Below are 23,876 nucleotides of genomic sequence, written 5' to 3'. Positions count from 1 at the left end.
TTTTAATATTTATTTAGGGTGTGTCATCAATTAGATTGTGAGGCTTAAAATGAGAAAAATTGTAGCTAAACAAGGAAGAAATTGCCGTTAATATGAACATATTGACAAAATTTCTAACGATGTTTAGCAAAATTTAGCCATTTTAAGACCACTAAATGTATTCATGTACTAATTGATGACACGCCCTAGCCTAATGATGAGTCGTATTATGAGTTTATCTCCATTGCAACGTTACGAGCAAGCCGTCAGTACAGATGAGTTTACTCAAGATGAGCAACAATTCAAGGCCATGAGCTATCTTGATGAGATACATCATCAGCTCGTCAATAGTGTGCCACAAAAGAAAAGTTTTTTTAGCTTTTTAAAAGCCAAGCCCGTAGCACCAACAGGCATATATATGTGGGGCGGCGTAGGTCGCGGTAAAACATGGATGATGGACATGTTCTATGATTCATTGACCATTGATCGCAAGATGCGCCTGCATTTCCATCACTTTATGCAGCGTGTGCATCAAGAACTACACAAGCTACAAGGCGAGAGTGACCCCTTAGAGAAAGTAGCTGATATTATCTATGAAGAGGCGGTCATCATTTGTTTTGATGAGTTCTTTGTCTCTAACGTCTCTGATGCCATGATTTTGGGCGATTTGTTTACCATGCTGTTCAATCGTGGTATCACGTTGGTCGCCACCTCAAATATTGAGCCGTCGGGGCTATATAAAGATGGTTTGCATCGTGACCGTTTTATGCCAGCCATTGCTGAAGTTGAACGCCATACGGCGGTGATGAATATCGACTCTGGTATCGATTATCGTTTGCGCGTGTTACAACAGGCTGAGTTATATGAGTCGCCAATGACCAAAGCCAATCATCATTGGCTAGCCAACCGTTTTGCCAGCTTGTCTAATAATCAGAAAATTAGTAATGAACCAATTACTATTAATGGACGAGAAATAAAAATCAATGCTCGCACCGAAGATATTCTATTTTGCGACTTCCGTCATTTGTGCATGGAACCACGCTCAGCATCTGATTTTATTGAAATCGCTAAGCAGTTCAGTACCGTATTGGTTAATGCTGTCCCTGCTTTAGAGGATGACACTTACCGTGATCCAACGCGTCGTTTTATTTATCTGGTCGATGAGTTTTATGATCGCCGCGTAAAACTCTTGGTGCGAGCAGAGCAATCGATTTTGGAGTTGTATCAAGGACAGAAGCTAGCGTTTGAGATTGAGCGTACACGTTCACGCTTGCTTGAGATGCAGTCAGAAGATTATTTGCGCATGGAGCATCGTGTCGAAGTTGCTCCAGCATAAAAGGAGCAGTTTTTTAGATAAAAAATAATAATAAATAAGGAACGATAATGACCACATCTGACAACAATGATAAAAAACTGTCTATCAAAGATGTAACCACTGACAGTATGCCGATTACCAGTGAAGAGATGATTGGCTGGATCAACTCAAGACGTAGTATGGGGAATCTGGATGCACCAGCACCCACTCATGCACAGGTTGAAACAGCGATTGGATGTGCGGCAACAGCACCAGACCATAAAAAACTACAACCATGGCGTTTTATCATCACTGAAGGCGATGCTCGTCATGAGCTAGGCAATGCTTTAGCAGAAGCTGCCCAAGTGAAAGCGGTGCAAGAAGGAGAAGAGCTGTCTAAAAAAGACATTGAAAAGGCTCATAATATGCCTTTACGTGCGCCCATGATTATTACTGTCGTTACTAAAATACAAGCGCACAAAAAAGTCCCACCTTTTGAGCAAATGCTAAGTGCTGGTGCTGCTGTTCAAAATCTTATTTTGGCACTAAAAGCGCAAGGGTTTAGTACCGTGTGGCGTACTGGGTTGTTATGTAACGAACCAGCTGTCAAAGCCTACTTTAATGTTGGTCCAGATGATTATGTCACGGCTTTTGTTTATACTGGGACCAGTCCTAAAGACGAGGCACCACGTAAAGCCATTGATATCGAGTCGTTAGTACGATTTGAGTCATAGCGCCTCTGAGCATCGCCTGTTTAGTCAAAAAAGCCAGATAGCCTCAGCACCTAAAATGCCTAAGTCATGATACGTTCTATTAATAATAAGTCAGTCAACATGGATAAAAGAATATGACCAGCCCCAATAATAGCCATAAAAAAACCAGTCACGAACATAGCGAAACAGATAAGAATACGCCAGAAAAGCAAAACAGTCTGCTGGCAGGTATCATCGAGCGTGCAACCAAATCAGGTATTGGCCGTAAAAAGCTAAATCCTAGTGCGGTAGAGTCCGCAGTGGCAAAAAACATGGCGGATATTCACAGTAACCCTACCAAGCTGCGTTTGGCATTTTTAGGTGGTGGTAGTTTTGGTACGGCAATGGCAAATTTGGCGGCCCGCAATGGCTGTGATACCACGCTATGGGTACGTAATAAACGCACTGTAAAAGCGATGGTAAAAACCCAAACCAATAAAAAATACTTGCCAGGTTATAAGCTTGATGATCGTCTCAAATACAGCCATGATTTGGCAGCAAGCGTCAAAGACAAGGACATCATTTTTATTGCTGTGCCGGGTTTGGCGTTTCGAGAGACCCTAAAAAATATTGCGCCATTTATCAGTGGACAGTCTATTGTGTCATTGACCAAAGGGATGGAGAAGGACACCTTTGCAATGATGAGCGACATTATTAAAGAGGTTTTGCCAGAAGTGAATTTTGGTGTCATGTCAGGGCCAAACCTTGCTATAGAAATCATGAAAAACATGCCGTCTGCTACCGTCATCGCTAGTGAGTCTGAGCCATTACGCCATGCGGTACAAGCTGCGCTACACAGTGCGTTCTTTCGAGTATTTGCTAGTGATGATGTAAAAGGTGTGGAGCTGGGCGGTGCACTCAAAAACATCTATGCGATTGCAATGGGTATGGCAGCGGCCTACGATGTCGGTGAAAACACCAAAGCGATGATACTGACCCGTGCCTTGGCAGAAATGAGTCGTTTTGGCGTGGAAGCGGGTGCGAATCCACTAACGTTTTTAGGGTTGTCTGGCGTTGGCGATTTATACGCCACTTGTAGCTCAGAGTTGAGTCGTAATTACCGTATCGGTAATATGCTTGGCCGTGGTATGAGCATCGATGCAGCAGTGAAAAAACTTGGTCAGACGGCTGAAGGGGTCAACACCATTCAGCAAGTGCATGAGAAAGCCACCAAAGAAGGTATTTATATGCCTATTACTCATGCGCTTTATGCGGTTATTTATGAAGATAAAGCAGCATTGGGTGTGGCGTTACATCTCATGGAAGCAGGATTCCGCAGTGATGTCGAATTTGTTATGGCACATGACCACAGCAATGCGGCACTTACTGCGCAAATGAAGACGTCAAGCGACAGCACTGATGATGAAAGTGGCGATACTGACAGTAAGTAAAAACCCCAATGTTAAATGATGACGTTGTCTTAAAAGTGATTATTCTGAAAACAACGCCATCATGACAGTACATCAAGGAAGGTTATGAAAATTATACTCGTTCGTCATGGTCAAGCAGAAGATGAATCGCGCCCAGACAGCGCGCGTCAGTTAACGGATTTTGGTCAACAGCAAGCCATACAAACGGCAGAGTATGTGACGGCTCATTACAATCCCGATTACTTTGTCGTTAGTCCTTACGATAGAGCGCAGCAGACACTAGCTGAATTTCAGTCGAGAGCATCTACAGTACCATCGGTCGTATTAAAAAACATTACTCCTTCTGATGATGCGCGTCAGGCTCTCATAGATTTGGCTAATATTGAAGCTGAGTGTCTGGTCGTCGTGTGTCATATGTCTATCGTTGCTTATATCGCTGGTCTATTAACCGGTGATTATCCTGAATCATTTTCTTTGGCAGAAGCCAGAGTATTTGAGATGGAATTTGTGATGATGGATATGGCAACTGAGATTGATCGCTTTGTACCTGAGCAGCCTTACTAAGCTCTTTACTCATATATCTTTTTACAGTTATAAGTCAATTATTAATGATTGGTTCCCGACCAAAGCGTATCATATGAAAGGTCGAAAAACTGGCTGTTTATGGCAGTTGTCCATGATAATCATAAAACCGATACGCAAAGTAATATCTATCACAAACTCTTAAAAGAAGTCAGAGCAAATAATCCAATTCAGGGATAAGTGCTCACCATTTCATGCCTGTGTGTTCTCTAAGCATGCGGTATCTTCCAGCACAGTATTATGAATACATCGCTCTCAAATCACTGTTTATCATGAGACTCATTGAAAAGCAGCTCGTTTGCTACCATCAAATAGTGATTAGTTACTGTTAATTATGGAACTTTACTATGAATTATTCTCCTAATAACAATTCTGATGATCGTTTGCAAAAACAGACAAAAACTGCTGATAACAGTCATCATGAATCAGGTGGGGCTAGTTTTAATAATGAGGGGTTTAATGATGAGCGTTCTGATTATGGTGTATCTCAGCAACGACAAGGTAATATGATGAGCGACAGTATGAATAACGATAATATGAATAACGACAAGCGCCGTTCTCTCACCACTTATAACCACATTACTTATTTTTTATACGTGATTAGCTATTTTACTGCTGGGTTATTGTGGATTGTGCCGATTGTGATGAACTATGCCAAGCGTAACGATGCAAATGGCTCATGGCTGGCCACACATTTTGATTGGCAGATTAAGACTTTTTGGTACAGTATTGTTTTGTTTCTAATCGGCATCGTTATTATAACGTTTGCCTTGGGCGGCTTTGGTGTCAGCATATTGGCTGATAGTGGTCATATCGCTATTGGATCGTTACTGTTGGCTGGATTTGGTTTCTTAATTATGATATTTACCTTTGTCTGGCATCTATACCGTATCGTACGTGGTTGGATAGCTCTGACGGATGGTCGTCCTGTGCCTTGATAGCCAGTTAATCACTATTTATCTACACCGGCTGTGGTTTTAATATAGAAATTTACCGCAGGAAACTTTGCTCTTATTTCTGTTAAGCTGATATAATCGCAGCGCCTGATTTCATTCGCACTTTTTATTCACTCGTTCTTTTTAGCAGGGTCTGTCATTACTATGTCTTATGCCTTACTTCGTCCTTTTTTCTTTAAGATGGATCCCGAGCACGCCCACGAAATGACCTTGTCCTTATTGGATAAAGCTCATAAAGCGCGTGTTTTAGGTTTGGTGTACGGTCAGTCGATGCAGCCAACAGACTGTATGGGTTTACAGTTTTCTAATCCAGTAGGCCTAGCCGCAGGATTGGATAAAAACGGTGATTATATTGATGCCTTGGCTGAGTTAGGGTTTGGTTTTATAGAAGTCGGAACGGTCACACCGAGGCCACAGATAGGTAATGATAAGCCAAGATTGTTTAGAATAAAACAAGCAGATGCCATTATTAACCGTATGGGCTTTAATAACCAAGGTGTCGATTATCTGATCGAAAATGTCAAACGTTGCAAATACAAAGGCAATATTGGCATTAATATTGGTAAAAATGCTGATACGCCAGTAGAGCAGGCAGCAGATGATTACGTTTATTGTTTAGAGCGTGCTTATCCGCATGCCTCTTATATTACCGTCAATATCTCTTCGCCAAATACCAAAAACTTACGTGATCTGCAAAGTGGTGAAGCACTAACTCAGCTTTTAGATACCATCAAAAATCGCCATAGCCAATTGGCGACCGAATATGGTTTTTATGTGCCATTGGTACTGAAAGTTGCTCCTGATTTAGAGCCTCTACAAGTAGACTATATTTCACAGCAGCTGATAGATTTTGAAATTGATGGTTTGATTGCGACCAATACGACTTTGAGCCGTGTCGGCGTAGAAGACTTGCGTGATGGTGATCAAATGGGTGGCCTATCTGGTCGTCCAGTGAGCCACATTAGCACCCAAATTTTACAACAGTTCTCTGATCAGCTAGAGGGTAAAGTCGCATTGATCGGTGTCGGTGGTATCGATAGTGGTGCCAAAGCCGTCAAGAAAATTCAAGCTGGTGCAGAGATGGTGCAGCTCTATACGGGGCTTATCTATCGTGGACCTGGATTGGTACAGTCTTGTATTCAGGCAATCGGTGGCTATTACGATGCCATGGAAAGCTAATCTGTCCACTAATTCATTACAAATTGAATGCTCAAAAATTAATCTTGTCATAAATACTTAAGTAAATACTTGATAAAAATACCATAGGGTATGAGGCATAGAAAATGAGTGGTCTGGATATTGTGATTGCTATTGTTGTCTTGGTTGGCTTGTGGCGCGGCTTTCAAGTAGGGTTGATTAAGACAGCCATTGGTTTGGTCGGTTGGTTGATTGCGCTAGTCGCTGCTACGCGTCTGGCGGGTGTTGTGTCGCCTCAATTAGCAGGTATAGTAGAAAATCCTGTCTTACAAATGGCCATGGCATTTTTATTAGTGGTGATTGTGATATTAGCCATCATGCACACTGTTGCATTCGTATTCTCAGGGGTGCTCAAAACCTTACGTCTGGATATCGTTGATAAGATGGCAGGTGGCGTCCTTGGTGCAGCTAAAAACGTATTAATGGTCTTAGTCGTTCTGAGTGTCAGTGCGCCGCTATTGGTACAGATGCCGCAATGGCAAACCTCAGTGCTAGCGCCAGAGCTAATGCCTTATGCACCGATGGGTAAAGCATTGGTGTCAGATGTGCTTGGTATGGCTTGGGATCAAGTTAATCAGTCATAAGATAATCGATTATATGTTTGAGCCCTAACGCTATGATTTTTATCATTTCTCTTTTACCCTTCAAGCTTTTATAGCATCAATAACATCGTATTCGACATTCATTCTTGAAAAAATAATTTTTGATAGCAGTTAAGGTTCATAAATCAGCATCAGTGAATTATGGATGCTGATTTATGAAAACCGAAAAGATAAATGCTTGTTAAATGTTTCGTAAATATCATCAGGTCGACGGCGAGTGACAGCACGCATTTTAGATAGTGTGCCGTCTAATTTTTTGCCGTTATTGTAGTACTAATGTATGGGTCAAAATAGGATATAGCTATTATGTGTGGAGTCATTGGAGTTGCAGCTCACGAACCAGTCAATCAGATACTTTATGACGGTTTGACGATGCTACAGCATCGCGGGCAAGATGCAGCAGGTATTGTCACTTTGCAAGATGGACGACTCTATCTACGTAAAGAAAATGGCATGGTACGTGACGTGTTTATGAATCGTCATATGATGAAACTGGTTGGTAAGTTCGGTATCGGTCACGTTCGTTACCCAACGGCAGGCACGTCAAGCAGTGCTGAAGCTCAACCATTTTATGTCAATTCACCTTATGGTATTACCCTTGCGCACAATGGTAACTTGACCAATGCTGAGAGCTTGGCCAAGTCTTTGTACATCGAAGATCGCCGCCATCTTAATACTGATTCAGATTCTGAAGTACTCTTGAACGTACTGGCCCATGAAATGCAGAATTTGGGTAAAACCAAAGCAACGCCTGCTGATATATTTGAAGCAGTCACGGCTGTATATGGCCGTGTCGAAGGCGCTTATGGTGTTGTCGCACTTATTACTGGTCATGGTTTACTTGCCTTTCGTGACCCGAACGGTATCCGTCCGCTTATCTATGGTAAGCGTATGGCTCCAAATGGCGGCACCGAGTATATGGTCGCTTCAGAGTCAGTCGCATTGACAGGATCTGGATTTACGATTATTCGTGATGTCAAACCAGGCGAAGCTATCTTTATTGATCTCGATCATAAAATACATACCCATCAGTGCGTAGAGCAAAAAGAATACACACCATGTATCTTTGAGTATGTTTATTTTGCCCGTCCAGATTCAATCATGGACAATATCTCAGTTTATAAAGCTCGCTTACGTATGGGTGAAAAACTGGCAGATAAAATCATGGCTGAATGGGGCGAAGATCACGATATCGATGTGGTTATTCCTATTCCAGATACCTCGCGTACTTCTGCGATGGAGTTGGCGCTTAAGATGAATGTTAAGTACCGTGAAGGGTTTATGAAAAACCGCTATATCGGTCGTACCTTCATCATGCCAGGTCAGCAACAACGCAAAAAATCTGTCCGTCAGAAACTCAGCGCTGTGCCGTTAGAATTCAAAGGTAAAAACGTACTGTTGGTTGATGACTCGATCGTTCGTGGTACGACGTGTCATGAAATCATTCAAATGGCTCGAGACGCTGGTGCCAATAAAGTATTTTTTGCGAGTGCGGCGCCACCGGTTAAGTATCCAAACGTGTATGGTATCGATATGCCAGTACGTAGCGAGCTAATTGCTTCAGGTCACACCGTTGAAGAAGTGCGTGAAATAATCGGTGCTGATCGTTTGATTTTCCAAGACTTGGATGACTTGATTGATGCAGTAAAAGATACCAAACACAGTAAAGTTGAAGGTTTTGATTGTGCTGTATTCAATGGTTGCTACATCACTGGGCAAATCAATGAAGCGTATCTTGATCATCTACAAGAGCAGCGTAATGACACGGCTAAGACAGGTAAAAAAGGTGTGCAAATAGTGGCTGATACCCCAGTCGACATGATGGGTGTTGAAGAGCTTTAAGAAGCAACCCTTCTTAATTAGCTAGCTCTATACAGTATGCTTAGAAAAAGGCTGGATTCTCAATAGAATCCAGCCTTTTTTATGTTTGAAATATTGTTTAACGTTTTGTTTGGCACTGAATTCTAGCTAGTGCTTTTAGCCTAGAAAGTTAGTAAATATCCATAGTAAACCATTAATAGCAGCAATACCGACAATCATGCTGACTAATAATTGACGGCTGATATGGTAGACAAGTAAGACTAAAAGTAGGGCACCGATTTGTGCCATCAATAGATGCAACTCAGCACTATCTAGAGCCGTGGTCGCAGATAGGTTTTGATAAGAGAGACTGGTCAAAATGAGCAACACCATCACGGACAGCGGTAAGCTCTCATTCAATCGATGCAACCAAGGTGTGTCTAATAGTTTTCTGGGTATTAAGGAAGGTAGGGCGCGCGTGATAAAGGTAACAGCGGCCATCGCAAAAGTCGCGAAAATAAGATAACTACTGGTCATCAGTTTCTCCTGCCATGTTACTTTTTTCTTCCATGCCTCGCTGCACCCAAAATCCACGTGCTAAAATCAGCAACATACAAATGGTAATCGCGACTAATAGTAACCAGTTACTCGTAAATAAAGAGGCTGCTGCTAGAGAGACTACGGCAATGCCAATTGGAAAATAGCGTTTGATACTTTGAAACTGCTCATAAGCCAAAATCGCAAACAAGCAAACCAAAGCGAAATCTAAATGAGGTACCAAGTCGCTGAGCGTACTGCCAATCATGATACCAATCGTACTGGCCAGTACCCACCAACTTTGGTTAAAGAGGCTGATTGGTAGTATCAGGGACTGTCGCGACTCATTGGGCAAGCTGGTCATGACTGAAAAAGTCTCGTCAGTCAGTGCAAACAGGCAATAGGTTTTGGCAAGTTTGTTCTGTGGTAGATATTGCAATAAAGGCATACCATAAAAGACATGACGTAAATTAATAGCTGCAATGTTTGTCGCGATATTGCCAATCGGCAAACCAGCGCTCAGCATGGGTAAACAAGCATACTGTGCAGCGCCAGCATACAATACTATACTGAGCATAATGATAGCCCACACAGGGATACCAGCAACTTGCGCGAGTACACCAAAGGCAATACCCGCAGGTAAGTAGCCCATTGCCACGGGTAAGCTTTTTTTGAAGCCTGCAGCCCAGTCATAGCGCATTTTATATGGCTGATGCAATTCTTTTGAACGAGTAGTCACAGAATATCCTAATGGTCTTTGTGTTCAAATTAAATTGAACCAACTATATTACAAACACTTTATAAAAATACGTTATTCAACACCATGTAGTTGAGAGTGGTATTAAGCTTCCAGCTGTAGATTTTCGTAGCTGCCTGTTTGATGTGCGTGGTACAGGAAGCCACCTAAAATAATTAGCCTAAGCAGTAATAAACACCACACACTTAACCAAATACCAGTCATGTCCCACTGTTGATAGAGAAGCCAACTGAGTGGGAAAAATATAGCAGCAAGTATCAGAGCCGCATTACGGATTACATGGCCAGCTGTTAAGCCAAAAAATATACCATCTAACCAATAGGCACCGACCCCGACGAGGGGTAGCAATACGGCATAAAGGTGGTAGTGATACGCCAACGTGAAGACCGTTTCGATATTGGTCATAAACCCTAAGTACGTTGGCATTGCAAGCCACCATATAGCACTCAAGGCGATAGCGAGTCCGTAACTGACAATACCTGTGCGCTTAATAATAATGCGAAAACGTGGCCAATCTCGGCGTCCAGCGGCTTGACCACTTAACGTCTCAGCGGAAACTGCAACACCATCAAGGGCAAAGGCTGAGATACTCAGGACTTGTAGTAAAATAGCATTGGCCGCCAGTATGACATCACCACTTTGAGCAGACAGACGAGTAATCCAAGCAAAACTCAAGGTTAAGATGAGTGTGCGAATAAAGATATCTTTATTTAATGAGAACAGCCTAAGTATTCGCTCTTTAGTGAAGTATTGCTTATCGGCAGTAAATAAAGCCAGCCAAGATATTTGCAGATGATGACGACTTAACCATAGTGCTAATAACACACCAAACCAGAAAGCAATGGTCGTACCTAATGCCACACCGGCCAAACCCATTTTCATCGTAAAGACAAAAAACAAAGTCAGGACGATATTGAGTATGGCAATAAAACCTTGTTGATATAGCATATAGCGAGTTTTACCTTGCCCAGCAAACCAACCAATAAATGCAAAGTTCATCAGCTCAGCAATCACGCTCCAAAACCTAACATCTAAGTAAGTCTGTGCAGCACGTCCACTATCTGGATTGGCTGATAGTGCTTGCAAGCCAAAATCTATCAACCAAGGCTTTGCCAATAGCAAGATAGCACCGATACCAAATGCCAGTAGTAAAGCACGTTGCAAGATAGACAGTAGTGGAGAGGGTGCTGTATTGACTGACGTTGCCGTACCATCTGTAGCACTGGTGGTATGATTGGCCAGTTTCCCCATTGCTTGTGCTGACAGTCCGGACGATGCGTATTGTAAAAAGTTAAAACTGACGAGCAACAACGACAACAACTGTATCGCGAGTCCCATACCAGCCAGTTTAGCCGTATCATTCATATTACCGACGATCGCTGTATCAATAACGCTTTGCAACGGCATGGCAAGATTGGCCAATAATACTGGCAAAGCGATGGCAATAATACGCGTATAACGGGTATCGATGGGCGGCATTGGACTAGATATGGGAGTAGTCATTTTTGGCTCGTTTATACTTAAAAACCAACAAGGATTGAGCGTAGCATATGTGCTATTTATGACAAACACAGCTACAAAGACAAAAGCACCTAGACTCATTGTTCATGAGTCAGGTGCTTTGATTTAAACGTTAGTACTGTTATGTATGACAGACTTTATAGTCAAACTTATATCAATTAAATCAGGTATCAGGCTTGCTCAGTCTATTATTAGTACTTTCACGCGCCTGTCTGTATCTAATTTATGTTGGACTGACTATAACATTTTAGTTAGCTACCATTATGATTGAATACTATTAAACATTTATTCAAACATTTTTGGATCGTTAAAAGTAACGATTTCTTCTTCAAACTCTGGTTTTACTTTTACAATAAAGTCATCACGAGATAGACCCATACGTAATGGAATCGAACTTGCGATATAAGTTGATGAATAAGTACCAGCAATTAGACCGATGAAGAGGGCAACTGAGAACCAGTATAGACCATCACCACCTAAGAACAGCATTGCTAATACCACTAACAATACCGTTGAGATGGTCATAATCGTACGGCGCAGGGTCTCTGTCAAAGACAAGTCGATAGTCTGACGCGGCGTGATACCACGAACGCGACGGAAGTTCTCACGGATACGGTCATAGACAACAATCGTATCGTTCAATGAGTAACCAATCAATGCCAAAATAGCTGCCAACACAGTTAAGTCGAATGGAAAGCCAAATAAGGCAAATACACCAATAGTGACCACTGCATCATGAAACAGCGACATGACTGCACCAAGGGATAATTTGAATTGAAAACGCAGGGCAACATAGCCAAGCATACAGGCTAGTGCTAGCGCTAACGACATCACTGAGTTTAAGTAGACTTCACTACCTACTTGACTACCGATAATATTGACGTTACTGATTTCAACATTATTATCAGCTAAGGTCAATGCTTTGGTCAGACTGGTATTGAGTCCGTCAACATTATCAGACTGAGGTGGTAGGCGAATTAGTAGCTCTTGTGATGTTCCTAGGTACTGTACGACGGCATCATCAAAACCATTGTCTGACAAGGCATTGACAACATCAACTTGTTCAACGGACTGCTCATAACGCACATCTGCTGAGACACCACCCGTGAAATCAAGTCCTAAATTCAGACCGTTTACGGCGATAGCAATGATACTACCAATAACCATTAATAAAGATAAAATGGCCATGGGCTTTTCTATCTTCATAAAAGGAATGATACGCTGGTTGCCAATGGCTTTGATACCGCCTTCAGCTTGTGCCGCCGCATCATCTGCCGCATCACCTGTTGCTAGGTTAGGCTCAGTTGCTTGAGTGGCCAGTGCTTGACTGTCTTTACTAGCACCCTTACCACCGCGACGAGCTTTACTGTTACTCGGCTGCGCTGTGACAGGGTTGTTGGTTTTAGTATTGCTACCTTTGCCATCACGGCGTGGTTTGTTACGGCGGCGCGTGCTTGCATTGTTTCCATCGCCATTTGAGCCGCCTGAACCATTTCGATCTGGACTATTCTGCTGTTCTAGAGGATTTTTATTCTCGATAGCCATAATGTTCTCCTAACCGATGCTCAGACGTTTGATGGATTTACGCTTGCCATAAGCAACTTGTACCAGCGCACGTGTGACCAGAATAGCCGTAAACAGCGAGCTGATAATACCAATAGCTAGCGTGATCGCAAAGCCTTTAATCGGACCAGTACCAATCGCAAATAAGATAAATGCGACCAATAAAGTTGTAATGTTGGCATCGAAAATACTACTAAAAGCTCGGTCAAAACCTGCCACGATAGCGGATTTCGGCCTTACTCCATTTGCAATCTCTTCACGTATTCGCTCAAAGATTAGTACGTTTGCATCAACTGCCATACCGATGGTCAAAACAATACCAGCGATACCGGGTAGGGTAAGCGATGAGCCTAGGATTGACATGATAGAGATGATGATAATCACGTTGACTGCTAGTGCTACGTTAGCGATGACACCAAACAGACGATAGAAGATAATCATAAACGCAAAGACTAGTAGATAGCCGACCTGCGTAGAAAATAGACCTTTTTCAATGTTCTCTTGACCCAGTGATGGACCAATGGTGCGTTCTTCTACAAAGTACATCGGTGCCGCAAGTGCTCCTGAACGCAGTAGTAGTGCAAGCTCAGCAGCTTCAGCACTGCTGTCTAGCCCAGTAATACGGAAAGAGGAACCTAGAACGGCTTGAATATTGGCACGGTTGATGACTTTGGTTTCAGCATAAGGCGTACGTATTTCTTCAGTCTCGCCAGTTACAGGGTCTTCTTCATAAGTAATTCTTTGCTTGTTTTCAATGAACAATACAGCCATCTGCTTACCAACAGCGGTACGAGTGGCGTTCTGCATGAGCTTGCCGCCAGCACTGTCCAAGGTAATACTTACTTCAGGTAGACCGCTTTCATCCAAGCCAGTTTGAGCATTGGTTACTTTATCGCCGCTGACAATCGCTTGACGTTCGAGCAATACAGGTGGGCCGTCTAGTGTTTCAAACGGGAATGCTTCGGTACCCGCTGGAGGAATGCCACCTGTATAGTTGTCGGCATCTTCTGCGACCATACGGAATTCAAGGTTTGCAGTACGTCCAAGGACACGTTTTGCTTCTGCAGTATCCTGTACACCTGGCAATTCTACGACGATACGATTGGCACCTTGTGATTGCACTAGGGCTTCAGTAACACCCAGCTCGGCAATACGGTTGCGTAGCGTTGTCAAGTTTTGGTTGACAGCATAACTATTTATTTCGTCAAGTGTCGCATCGTTATACGATAAGAGTAATGCAGGACCTTGATCGTCAATAGAAGATTGCAAGCTAAACGTGGTGCCCATTGATCCTTGTAGGATGTTTTGTGCACGATTGCGAGTGTCTGTATCAGCGAAATGCAGTACCACGCTTTGATCTTCGGTCTTGATACCTTTGACTGCAATGCGTTCAGCACGTAGCTCGCGACGCATGTCGCTACTAGCACCGGTCAGACGCTGCTCAAGTGCCTTGTCCATATCGACTTCGAGTACAAAGCGCACACCACCACGTAAATCAAGACCAAGCTTCATCGGTTTTGCGCCGATGTCGCGTAGCCACTGCGGTGTTGTCTGTGCTAAGTTGAGAGCGACTACATAGTTTTCGCCCAAATTTTGACGTAGCACTTCTTGCGCCTTTAGCTGATCGACTGAATTGTCAAGACGAACCAGCGCACTATTGCCTTCAAATGTGCCGTCATGGTTATCCAAACCGGTATCTTTGAGTAAGCTTTGCGACTGCGTTAATATCTCTTCAGACAGCTGTGTACCTGCAGCAGCACTCGTAATCTGCACAGCGGGCTCGTCAGGATAGAGGTTAGGGGCAGCATATAGACCGGCAATGAGTATCACGACGGTAATAAGTAAGTATTTCCAAGCGGGATATTGCATAATCACTTCTTTAAGTTGATAAACAACTGGCGACGTAGGCCACAAGTTAGCAGATGGGAAGTTAGCGATAGCAAAGGTCTAATGCTGCGTATAAAAGCCATCATCATGTACCGTTGCGATCATCCGCGGTGATAGTAAAACAAAAAATAAAAATAACCTACTCAATAAGAGTAAATATAGACTATCTAGCAGTTTATAAGACCGCTTTGTCTCACTTCTTTATAGCGAAAAATGACCGTAAATAATGTACGGTCATTTTTAGTCGTGGCATCTACTGATGATACGACCATCAAACAATCATTCATAGCAATGATTGATGATTAAATGCTTTCGATAGTGCCAGCAGGCAATACTGAGATAACAGAAGCACGTTGTACTTTGATATCAGTATTATTATTTAAGCTAACCACTGCATAGTCGCCTTCTAGGTTTTTGATGCGACCCATTAAGCCACCAGCAAAAATGATTTCACTACCAACGCTCAAGGCATTGACCATGGCACGATGCTCTTTAGTACGCTTAGACTGCGGGCGAATAACCAAGAAGTAAAAAATCGCAAAAAAAGCAACAGGCAGTAGAATCTGACCAAATAGTGACGCAGCACCTGCAGTTTCGGCAGCATGAGCAGCTTGAATAAATAAGAACATAGTTTCTCTCAGTAAGTCATGGATAATAATAAAATTAAACGCATAGTAACAAAAAATCCCAGACTTGGTAACTGTTAATCATAGCCTGAGCACGTTTTTCTTAGGGTAATCGTCAAGCCAGCGGTCATTACTTCTAGTGGCCGTATTGTTGATAACAGCATTTCTGACGACAGTATTTCTAATGCAATACGTAAGTTGTGTTTGTCGTAATGCGAATAAGTGATAATAAAGTGCTGCGATTATAGCAAATTTCAGATATATCAGTGGATATTAGGCAATCGTAGCGTAATACAAGGTATCAAAAAGCAAAGACTTAAAAAAAGCGACTTATTGTGAAATATCAGCATCAGTGCTACTATCAAATGGCAATAATTGGCTGTGTTTAGCCCACTATTTATTGGAATGTCATTAAGCCTAATAGACAGTATGAAGTTAGCTTTAAATAGCTATCTAGAAAGTGTTGGCAGATACCGTTATGTATTTCTACTTTGGTGCTGCTATTTACTCTCTACATCTGCTGCTGTTTGCTTAAGATTCCTTTTTCTCTTTTCTGTTTAGGTTACCCAACTTGTTCACCACTTTTATGTTTGTACCTCGTTTATGTCGTCCGCGCGCTTTTAAAGAAGCGTCAGCCAAACCTCCTCCGACGCTGCACTATTTTAAGCGTCTTAGAAGCATGAAGCCTATTTTTGGGCTACTAGCGTTACTCGCAATGCTACTACCTTATCCGGCATTTGCTGCTGATGCTTCAGCAGATCCCACAGCGATCAATATTCTGTTATTGATATTCTTTGTGGTTGTGGCCATCGGTATCTCGTTTGTTTGCTCCTTAGCAGAATCCGCATTACTCAGTATGACACCGTCCTACATCGCTGACGTTCAAGAAACCAATCCAAAAAAAGCAAATATGCTCAGACGGTTAAAGGTTGATAATATCGACCAGTCGTTGGCAGCTATTTTGACATTGAATACAGTCGCTCATACATTGGGTTCTATCGGTGCTGGTGCTCAGGCAACGATTGTCTTTGGTAGTGCATGGTTTGGTCTATTCTCTGCCATTATGACATTGGCCATATTATTCTTGTCTGAGATTATTCCAAAGACACTAGGTACAGTATATTGGCGTCAGTTGAGTGGCATTGTCGCTTATTTTGTCCGTGGTATTATCTTGCTGTTGTACCCACTCATTTGGGTCTCAGAGCGTTTGACAAAACTACTGGTGCGTGGCAAAGAACCTCAAGCATTTAGTCGTCGTGAGTTTGCAGCACTTGCGAGTATCGGTGAAGAGTCAGGACAAATTGATCCCTTAGAGTCGCGTATTATTCGTAACTTACTGGCATTTGGTGCCATTAAAGTCGAAGATATTATGACACCGCGTTCGGTAATGCTCGCGTTTGAGGAGAACAAAACGGTTGCTGAGCTATTGGTTGATCGCCCAAAGCTGACGTTTTCACGATTACCAATTTATGATGGTGACTTAGATAATGTTACTGGTTTTGTATTAAAAACAGATATGTTGTTAGCAAAAGTGAATCACGCTGTAGATAAACCATTGACTCAGTTCAAACGTGAAATCACTTTTGTATTCTCCAAAATGAAACTGTTTGATTTATTAGAGCTCATGCTAAAGAATCGCATCCATATCGCGATTACAGTCGGTGAATATGGCGAAGTCAAAGGTCTGGTTACTTTAGAAGACGTGTTTGAGACTTTATTGGGTCTAGAGATTGTTGATGAGATAGATCGCGTTGAAGATATGCAGGCATTGGCTCGACAAATGATGGACAGACGAGTAGAGCGTCTGGGTATGAAGCTCAGTGATGATGAGCGCTATGATAATAATAGTACAGACACCAGGCTTTAAAATAGCACCGTCAGACTTGTTATCGATTGATAGGTAGGGCGTTAAAGCTGAAGCGAAGATTGAGTTGTAGTTCAAAAGAGATGACTCAGTCTTCGCTGATGCACACTTATTATAAGATCATGATATTGCTCGTACTTTAAAGGCGATGACTGTGCCTGTTTTGCCATTCGCAATAATTACACAGGGTGTCACATAGCTGTGAGAATTAAATGATAGGCTCACTCTATGATACAACAACGCTGTCACGACTATTAGAAATATCGTTATGATGAAGACAGTTATTGAAAGGTATCACTAGCTAGCTCAAGATTATTACTGTATAAAAAGCATCACTATTTAAGAAGTCTCATTAGCTAAGAAGTATCGCTATTGAACCAAAGCATGAGAGCCAACAGCATTCGCTTAGTTTACGATTACGTAGCTAGGTAATATGTTGAATCAAATGATAGAAACACGTTAGTCGTCAATATATGACAACAACGGAAACTGTATTGCTAAGGATTATCATGAAACGATTATGGGGAAAAGGGCTTTTGGCGTTGTTAATCAAAGGCGCAGGCGTGGCTGCTGTGGTAGCTATTGCAAGTACCGTAAGTATCAGTGCGCAAGCGGCGCCCATGACCGAAGCGTTGGTGCAAAACTATGCCTCAGCAATGAAGTCATCAGCAAATAGTCGAAATGTCAGTCAGGTTGCTCGTCTCGTCTCTGATGATGCGCTGATTTCGTTGTCTAGAAAGGGTAAGTCTACTAGCTTGGACAAAGATGCTTATTTGAAGTTGCTACAAAATAGCTGGAATGACACCTCTAACTATCGCTATGACATCTCTGTAGACAACATTGTCATTACGGGCGAGCAGGCCAAAGCTAATGTCACCACTAACGAGAGTTGGGTAAAAGATGGTCAAACTATCTCGTTCGTCACCACATCTAGAGTGACTTTGGCGCTATCAACTGGCAATGCAGTGCTGCTGCGTGCGGTATCACAAATAACGATTAACTAGCCAACTTATTAGGGCGTGTCCTCAATTCAATCGATAGTAATCTAAATGGGTTAAAACTGGCTAAATCTTGCCAAACGGTGTCAAATAGCTGACTAATACCTCGATATTACTTGCGCTATTTTCCTTGTTTGACTGCAATTTATCTCATTTTTATGACCATTTTTAAAATGAGGACACACCCTAGAGCGTGTTCTAAAATTAAGGACATGCTCTAGCGATTCAGCATTGATTACACGCTATATGAACCATTCAGTCATTAACACCAATTTGGTACTGCACTGGTTTATGTAGAAATCTTCTTTATTCAAAAAGCTGCTTCATTCAAAAACACAGTTACTATCTATTAAAAAGACAGCCATTATCTATCGAAGCCTGCTAATTCTGTACGATGTTGGTTGTTTGCATGAGTATCTACATGGACGGAATAATCTGGCGTCTTAGTAGACCAATCTAGATGTCGACTCAACTTATGACTATTATCTTTTTATATTAACTGGTCTTTGCTTTATATTGCATATTATACTATCAAGCAATTCTATCTCATCACTTCTTGTCGTTAGGAAACTCTTAATATCATGTCTACTGTGCTATCAACCTCTCGCTCATTTATCGCGTTGCCATTAACGCTTGCCGTCTCGACTTTGCTTATCAGTGCGTGTAGCAATACGTCGACGGTAAAAAACAATGGTGCGACCAATAGCTCATCGGTTATTACTAAGCCTGCCGCCAATCAGACTGCTGCCACGAGTACTGATTACTCAACTGCGTATTTGGATGCAGATAGCCTGGACGAATTGGCAGACTTATTAGAAGCCTCTGACATGACAATGGTAGAAGGCAATCAGCTTGCTATTCAGCAATATGGTGATTTGTGGAATCGCTTGCGTGCTGGTTATCGTATGAATGGTGGCCAACCGATTTATAATCAGCGTATTGAAGGACAAAAAAGCTGGTTTACCAGTAGACAAGATTATTTAAACCGCTTAACTGCGCGTGCCAGTCGTTATATTTATCATACGGTAAGAGAGGCTGAGCGCCGCAATATTCCAACTGAGCTTGCATTGCTACCAGTCATTGAAAGCTCCTACGATCCAAGCGGTACCAGTAGTGCAGCGGCTGCAGGCTTGTGGCAGTTTATTCCAAGCACGGGTCGTATTTACGGTCTAAACCAAAGCAGTACTTATGATGGCCGCCGTGATGTTATCGAATCGACTCGTGCTGCTTATGATTTCTTAACCGCGCTACATAATCAGTTTGGCAGTTGGGAATTGGCATTGGCCGCCTATAATGCTGGCCCTGGTCGTATTCAAAAAGCCATTGATGCCAATAGAGCTCAAGGCTTACCTACGGACTACTGGTCACTCAGACTGCCTACTGAAACGATGAACTATGTGCCACGATTCTTGGCAGTGGCCGAAATCGTCGCTAAGCCTGAACAGTATGGCGTATATCTGCCAGCTATTGCTAACCGTCAGCATTTCCGTAGTGTGCCAGTGAATTATGGCGTCAGCTTATCTGAAGTAGCGCAATTAACAGGTGTGACTTACGACGAGCTAGAAAAGTTGAATACAGCACTTACCTCTGGACGAGTTGATTCTTCAGGTCCGCAGCGTATTATCATTCCTAATGATGTCAGCCTAACGACTGATGCCAAATTGAGCACATTAAGAGGCAACGGTACCGGTAACGTACTGGCAGCAGCAAACACGCCAAGTACGACGACTACCACACCAAGCTATAACAATAAGCCGTATAGTGGTTCTTCATTGCCATCTACTGGCAGTGCATTGGCTGAATATGCGGCTAGCGCAAGTGTGCCACAGCAGACGACCAGTTATATCTCGCCGTCAGTCACACCAACCAGCAGCTCTTCGTATGGTAATACGCCAGCACGTACTGAGCCACCACTAAGCGTTGCAGAGACCAATAAAATCAATGCTGAGCTTAAGAGCAGCAACAGTCTACCAACTACCTCTGCGCAGATTACGCAAAATAATACGATTGTCCAAGAGCCACCGCTAAGCAATGCAGAGCGTGATTTTATTGCCAATCAAATCCGTAGTAGCACATCGGAAACCAACGTCATCAATGCTGATGGCAATATCAACCTATCAGCAGTTCAAACGCAGCAATCGATTCTAGAAGCCAGTGGCACAGAGAAAAAGCTGAGCTTTGCACAGACGTCGGCAAGTAAACCAAAACCACAAGGTACGCGTACCACTTATACCGTCAAACGTGGTGATACGTTGTCTAACATTGCCAGTCGTGCTGGTGTGAGCTGGCGTGATATCGCAGAATGGAACCAAATAGATGCTAGTGCTAGTTTGCTATCGGGTAGCGCTTTGTATCTATACAATGCAAAAAGCATTGAGCCAATAAGCAGTGCGAGTAGTACAACAGATAGCCAACCAGAAAGTTATACAGTACAAAGTGGTGATACGCTGATTGGTACGGCCAATCGCTTTGGTTTATCGGTCACTCAGCTAGCAACCTATAACAACCTGAGCAGCCGTTCGGATCTGCGTAGAGGCCAAAAGCTATGGCTGATACCAGGTAAAGTGACTGCGCCTGCAACCACATCTGCAGCGCCTTCTACCAAACCGACCAAATCAAGCACTGCGACTAAAAACTATAAAGTAAAAGCAGGCGATGGCCTGATTGCATTGTCGCGTCAATTCAATGTATCGACTGATACTTTAGCCAGTCTTAATGGTATCAGTACCACAAGCTCATTGTATGTTGGCCAGACACTTAAAGTACCAGCGAGCGTTGATTTTAGCTCGGCGTCTACTAGCACTAGCAGCAGCGCTAGTAGCCAAAGCAGCTCAAGCTCAGTGGCAACCACTAACTATAAAGTTAAATCTGGTGAAACCTTAATCGGGATTGCCAATGACCTTGGCGTTAGTGCAGCGGATCTTGCTGCGGTAAACAGTAACTTTGATGCAAAAGCTCGCTTACAACGCGGTCAAACCATCAAAGTACCAGCTTCTAAAGAACTGGTCGATCGTCAGTTAAACGATAAAGCTGTCAGCTATAAAGTAAAATCAGGTGATACCTTGACGGGTGTAGCCAAACGCTACAATATTGGCTTAAGTGATTTGGCATCAGCGAATAACTTGAACACCAACTCTAATCTCATACTCGGTCGTACTATTACCATTCCTGCTAATGGTAGTGTCGCCAGTGCGTCTAGTAGTAGTCAAAGCAGTAGCGCTACGAGTAGTAGCACTAGCACCGCGAGCAGCAGTGGTAAGACGTTGAGCAACACGGAAAGCTATAAAGTAAAATCAGGTGATGGTCTGATTGCTTTAGCACGTCAATTTGGTGTTTCGGTAGAAGACTTGGCTGCGACCAACAGTCTGGCGACCAATGCACAGTTGCAACGTGGACAGACCCTCAAAGTACCAAAAGCCACAGTGAGCTATACGGTCGGATCAGGAGATAGCTTGATTGGCTTGGCACGCAAATATGGCGTATCTACGCAGGAGCTAGCAGATATGAACAATATCGCAGCAGATACCATGCTACAGCGTGGTCAGCGTTTGACAGTGCCTAATCGCTAAGCAATAGCTTATTACTAAAAATAAGCATCTCGAAAGTAGATTGCTTGAAAGTAGATTGTTAGCCACAAAAAAGCTGCTCTTGTTATAAGAGCAGCTTTTTTATTGTAAAGTCTTTGTGGTTGTCTAAGCCAGCAGAGATAACTAGACCGTTTGCGTCTTAATCGTCTCAAGGTAGCTTCTGATATTACTCACATAATGCATCGCTTGACCGTAGCGGCTATTAGACGCTCTGTTTTCAGCGAGGTATGCATAGACATTGGCCCAGCTTTTATCATTGACACCTTGCGCTTGTAAAGTGCGCTGAATGCTTTTTACCGCATTGGGTCCCATATTGTAGCCCGCCAGCGCGAACCAAATGCGATCCGATTTTGGTACATCGGCGAAGTCATCTTTCATTTGCTCTAGATAACGTGCACCGCCACCGATACTTTGGTATGGATCAACACGATCTGATACGCCCATTGCTTTGGCCGTGTTATTAGTCAGCATCATCAGGCCACGTACGCCTGTTGGCGACACTGCATCCGCATCTAGATGTGACTCTTGATAGCCCATGGCTACCAACAGCTCCCAATCGTGATTATAGTTGCGTGCTTGCTCTTCAAACGAAGACTGGTAGTCTGGTAACTTTTCAGTTAGCGTCTTTTGAAAATGGTCCTGACTGTAGGCGTCTTTTAGCAAGTTTTGATTGTAAAAGGCCGCAAGCTTTTGCGTGTTTTGCAGCTTGATACTGTCACATAAGAAGTAACTGGCTTTTTCTGATAGCGGGTCATTAGACGAGTTAAACGTCCAGCTGACCTTTGGGTGTAAGCCGTTTTTAGTCAAGCTGGCATCATAACCACAGCTCACGTTAATCGATGACAGATTAAAGCTACTCTTTAGCTTAGTACTGGCCGTTGTCAGCGCCATGTCTGCTTCGCCTGATCTTAGCGCTTTTAATGCCGCTTCTTCGTTGGCATAAGCTTTTAGATTCACGTCAACACCTAGCTCGTCAGCATAGGTACGTACCAAGTCAAAGCCGAAGCCATGTTGAAAGCCATCGGTTGCAAAATAAGTGCTGTCGCCTGGGACAGCAGCAATGGTTAAAGTGTTCTGTAACATGACATTGTCATAGGCTGGCACTGGCGAACCCATGATAGTCAAACTCTCAGCAGGTAAAGAGAGAAGGGCAATACTAGACAACTGCACCAATTTTTTTGTTTTGGCAAAATGGGCCGATGTCGTTGGGGTAACGGATGAAACGATGTTACTTTTAGTGTTTAGTAAGCGTTTAGATGGACGCAGTAAATAAGAAATACGGCGTTTGGCCCCTTGCGCAGATACTTTTACACGATAAGTAATACGCTGCATGGATGTCTCCTGATTTTAGCCATCCTGCTTACCGTAAAATGTTCATGGGTGCATGCTAATAATAAAGGCATACATCGATGTCACATTTAGATAACCTCACACTTCTTAATAGTATATAAGCGTAAGATTACTTGTTCAATAACAGTGCTTTTAATAACAATACCGCTAATCGCTGCTTTATTAGCATGAGCGGTATAGTCTTTTACTAGCTAATTATCTGTTGGCATATACGTTCGGAGCTGAAATATTGCTCCTAACGTATCAATAGAAATCATAAAAACGCACAATACCGAGAAGGGTATAAATCAAATGATTCCTTCAACGGTGAACAGATAAGGCTAGTACTAAAACAACTATATATTAAACATAGGTAAGGTCATGAAATAAGTTATTGAAACAAAAACGCAAAAATAGAAGGAATACCAATAGATCTGAGTATCCAACTTTTTCTACGTTAAATCAGTCGCTATCCACTCTTTAAGTAGTTTGTAGTGGAGTAAATAACAACTCAAATATTTTGTTCAGCAACAAAAGTCAGCAGATAAGTCTGTTTGATAGTGAATAGAATATCTATCAAAATAAGCTATCAATCAGGTATCACTAAACCATTATAGCAACGCTAAAATTCAGGAGTAGTCAGCCATAAAAATGTATTTTGGCTAAGCCATATCA

At 42.7% G+C, this 23,876-nt stretch carries 18 protein-coding genes; 11 read left to right on the top strand and 7 right to left on the bottom strand.

Annotated features, from left to right (window positions below; all coding sequences use genetic code 11):
• Window positions 1-208 precede the first annotated feature (208 nt).
• The 8 genes from zapE (at window position 209) to purF (ending at window position 8,574) form a co-directional block, all read left to right on the top strand.
• A complete protein-coding gene (gene zapE / locus ACZW67_RS10150) occupies window positions 209-1,315 on the top strand; it encodes a cell division protein ZapE (protein ID WP_465183149.1) in 1,107 nt (368 codons plus the stop codon).
• A gap of 47 nt (window positions 1,316-1,362) precedes the next feature.
• Window positions 1,363-2,007, top strand: coding sequence for a nitroreductase family protein (locus ACZW67_RS10145; protein WP_465183148.1), 645 nt, complete (start codon window positions 1,363-1,365; stop codon window positions 2,005-2,007).
• A 113-nt stretch (window positions 2,008-2,120) separates the two neighbouring features.
• Complete coding sequence (locus ACZW67_RS10140; RefSeq protein WP_465183147.1) at window positions 2,121-3,416, top strand: NAD(P)H-dependent glycerol-3-phosphate dehydrogenase; 1,296 nt, start codon at window positions 2,121-2,123, stop codon at window positions 3,414-3,416.
• Between the two features lie 84 nt (window positions 3,417-3,500).
• Window positions 3,501-3,959 (top strand): SixA phosphatase family protein, encoded by a 459-nt coding sequence (locus tag ACZW67_RS10135; protein WP_465183146.1) that lies wholly within the window; start codon window positions 3,501-3,503, stop codon window positions 3,957-3,959.
• Between the two features lie 365 nt (window positions 3,960-4,324).
• A complete protein-coding gene (locus ACZW67_RS10130; protein ID WP_465183145.1) occupies window positions 4,325-4,915 on the top strand; it encodes a DUF4870 family protein in 591 nt (196 codons plus the stop codon).
• A gap of 162 nt (window positions 4,916-5,077) precedes the next feature.
• Entirely contained in the window at window positions 5,078-6,112 is a 1,035-nt protein-coding gene (locus ACZW67_RS10125; protein ID WP_465183144.1) for a quinone-dependent dihydroorotate dehydrogenase, read from the top strand.
• Between the two features lie 104 nt (window positions 6,113-6,216).
• A complete protein-coding gene (locus tag ACZW67_RS10120; RefSeq protein ID WP_110922998.1) occupies window positions 6,217-6,714 on the top strand; it encodes a CvpA family protein in 498 nt (165 codons plus the stop codon).
• Window positions 6,715-7,038: 324 nt separating this feature from the next.
• Window positions 7,039-8,574, top strand: coding sequence for an amidophosphoribosyltransferase (gene purF, locus ACZW67_RS10115; protein ID WP_110922997.1), 1,536 nt, complete (start codon window positions 7,039-7,041; stop codon window positions 8,572-8,574).
• Between the two features lie 135 nt (window positions 8,575-8,709).
• Here the strand turns inward: purF and ACZW67_RS10110 are convergent, their stop codons facing one another.
• The 6 genes from ACZW67_RS10110 to yajC all read right to left on the bottom strand — a co-directional run bounded on the left by ACZW67_RS10110 (window position 8,710) and on the right by yajC (window position 15,426).
• Window positions 8,710-9,069, bottom strand: a complete 360-nt coding sequence (locus ACZW67_RS10110; protein ID WP_465183143.1) for an AzlD domain-containing protein — start codon at window positions 9,067-9,069, stop codon at window positions 8,710-8,712.
• Window positions 9,059-9,808, bottom strand: coding sequence for an AzlC family ABC transporter permease (locus ACZW67_RS10105; RefSeq protein ID WP_465183142.1), 750 nt, complete (start codon window positions 9,806-9,808; stop codon window positions 9,059-9,061). Before ACZW67_RS10105 ends, ACZW67_RS10110 begins: the two co-directional genes overlap by 11 nt.
• Window positions 9,809-9,910: 102 nt before the next feature.
• Window positions 9,911-11,329 carry an MATE family efflux transporter gene (locus ACZW67_RS10100; RefSeq protein WP_465183141.1) on the bottom strand — a complete coding sequence of 473 codons (1,419 nt, stop codon included), beginning with the start codon at window positions 11,327-11,329 and terminating at the stop codon, window positions 9,911-9,913.
• A 303-nt stretch (window positions 11,330-11,632) separates the two neighbouring features.
• Complete coding sequence (secF, locus tag ACZW67_RS10095) at window positions 11,633-12,892, bottom strand: protein translocase subunit SecF (RefSeq protein ID WP_465183140.1); 1,260 nt, start codon at window positions 12,890-12,892, stop codon at window positions 11,633-11,635.
• 9 nt (window positions 12,893-12,901) lie between these two features.
• The gene (gene secD, locus ACZW67_RS10090) at window positions 12,902-14,779 is read right to left on the bottom strand and encodes a protein translocase subunit SecD (protein ID WP_465183139.1); all 1,878 of its coding nucleotides are present in this window, start codon (window positions 14,777-14,779) and stop codon (window positions 12,902-12,904) included.
• Between the two features lie 320 nt (window positions 14,780-15,099).
• Window positions 15,100-15,426: a preprotein translocase subunit YajC gene (yajC, locus tag ACZW67_RS10085; RefSeq protein ID WP_110922992.1), complete on the bottom strand. Its 327-nt coding sequence runs from the start codon at window positions 15,424-15,426 to the stop codon at window positions 15,100-15,102.
• 712 nt (window positions 15,427-16,138) lie between these two features.
• Here yajC and ACZW67_RS10080 point away from each other — a divergent pair.
• The 3 genes from ACZW67_RS10080 (at window position 16,139) to ACZW67_RS10070 (ending at window position 21,854) form a co-directional block, all read left to right on the top strand.
• Window positions 16,139-17,290 carry a hemolysin family protein gene (locus tag ACZW67_RS10080; protein WP_413787052.1) on the top strand — a complete coding sequence of 384 codons (1,152 nt, stop codon included), beginning with the start codon at window positions 16,139-16,141 and terminating at the stop codon, window positions 17,288-17,290.
• Between the two features lie 506 nt (window positions 17,291-17,796).
• Complete coding sequence (locus ACZW67_RS10075; protein ID WP_465183138.1) at window positions 17,797-18,291, top strand: nuclear transport factor 2 family protein; 495 nt, start codon at window positions 17,797-17,799, stop codon at window positions 18,289-18,291.
• A 575-nt stretch (window positions 18,292-18,866) separates the two neighbouring features.
• On the top strand, window positions 18,867-21,854 hold the full coding sequence (locus ACZW67_RS10070; protein WP_465183137.1) for a LysM peptidoglycan-binding domain-containing protein: 2,988 nt from the start codon (window positions 18,867-18,869) through the stop codon (window positions 21,852-21,854).
• Between the two features lie 141 nt (window positions 21,855-21,995).
• On the opposite strand, the gene ACZW67_RS10065 is transcribed toward ACZW67_RS10070, so the two are convergent.
• The gene (locus tag ACZW67_RS10065; protein ID WP_197100261.1) at window positions 21,996-23,204 is read right to left on the bottom strand and encodes a transglycosylase SLT domain-containing protein; all 1,209 of its coding nucleotides are present in this window, start codon (window positions 23,202-23,204) and stop codon (window positions 21,996-21,998) included.
• Window positions 23,205-23,876: the final 672 nt, after the last annotated feature.

Source organism: Psychrobacter sp. TPE 89C (genome assembly GCF_055522395.1).
This window is presented reverse-complemented; position numbering and strand designations above follow the sequence as displayed.

Bases quoted from the DNA above. Each gene is read 5' to 3' on its own strand.
- ACZW67_RS10140 (WP_465183147.1), top strand. From the start codon at position 2,121: ATGACCAGCCCCAATAATAGCCATAAAAAAACCAGTCACGAACATAGC.
- secF (WP_465183140.1), bottom strand. From the start codon at position 12,892: ATGGCTATCGAGAATAAAAATCCTCTAGAACAGCAGAATAGTCCAGAT.
- ACZW67_RS10145 (WP_465183148.1), top strand. From the start codon at position 1,363: ATGACCACATCTGACAACAATGATAAAAAACTGTCTATCAAAGATGTA.
- ACZW67_RS10065 (WP_197100261.1), bottom strand. From the start codon at position 23,204: ATGCAGCGTATTACTTATCGTGTAAAAGTATCTGCGCAAGGGGCCAAA.
- yajC (WP_110922992.1), bottom strand. From the start codon at position 15,426: ATGTTCTTATTTATTCAAGCTGCTCATGCTGCCGAAACTGCAGGTGCT.
- ACZW67_RS10070 (WP_465183137.1), top strand. From the start codon at position 18,867: ATGTCTACTGTGCTATCAACCTCTCGCTCATTTATCGCGTTGCCATTA.
- ACZW67_RS10135 (WP_465183146.1), top strand. From the start codon at position 3,501: ATGAAAATTATACTCGTTCGTCATGGTCAAGCAGAAGATGAATCGCGC.
- ACZW67_RS10080 (WP_413787052.1), top strand. From the start codon at position 16,139: ATGCTACTACCTTATCCGGCATTTGCTGCTGATGCTTCAGCAGATCCC.
- ACZW67_RS10120 (WP_110922998.1), top strand. From the start codon at position 6,217: ATGAGTGGTCTGGATATTGTGATTGCTATTGTTGTCTTGGTTGGCTTG.
- purF (WP_110922997.1), top strand. From the start codon at position 7,039: ATGTGTGGAGTCATTGGAGTTGCAGCTCACGAACCAGTCAATCAGATA.
- ACZW67_RS10110 (WP_465183143.1), bottom strand. From the start codon at position 9,069: ATGACCAGTAGTTATCTTATTTTCGCGACTTTTGCGATGGCCGCTGTT.
- ACZW67_RS10100 (WP_465183141.1), bottom strand. From the start codon at position 11,329: ATGACTACTCCCATATCTAGTCCAATGCCGCCCATCGATACCCGTTAT.
- ACZW67_RS10075 (WP_465183138.1), top strand. From the start codon at position 17,797: ATGAAACGATTATGGGGAAAAGGGCTTTTGGCGTTGTTAATCAAAGGC.
- secD (WP_465183139.1), bottom strand. From the start codon at position 14,779: ATGCAATATCCCGCTTGGAAATACTTACTTATTACCGTCGTGATACTC.
- ACZW67_RS10130 (WP_465183145.1), top strand. From the start codon at position 4,325: ATGAATTATTCTCCTAATAACAATTCTGATGATCGTTTGCAAAAACAG.
- ACZW67_RS10125 (WP_465183144.1), top strand. From the start codon at position 5,078: ATGTCTTATGCCTTACTTCGTCCTTTTTTCTTTAAGATGGATCCCGAG.
- zapE (WP_465183149.1), top strand. From the start codon at position 209: ATGAGTTTATCTCCATTGCAACGTTACGAGCAAGCCGTCAGTACAGAT.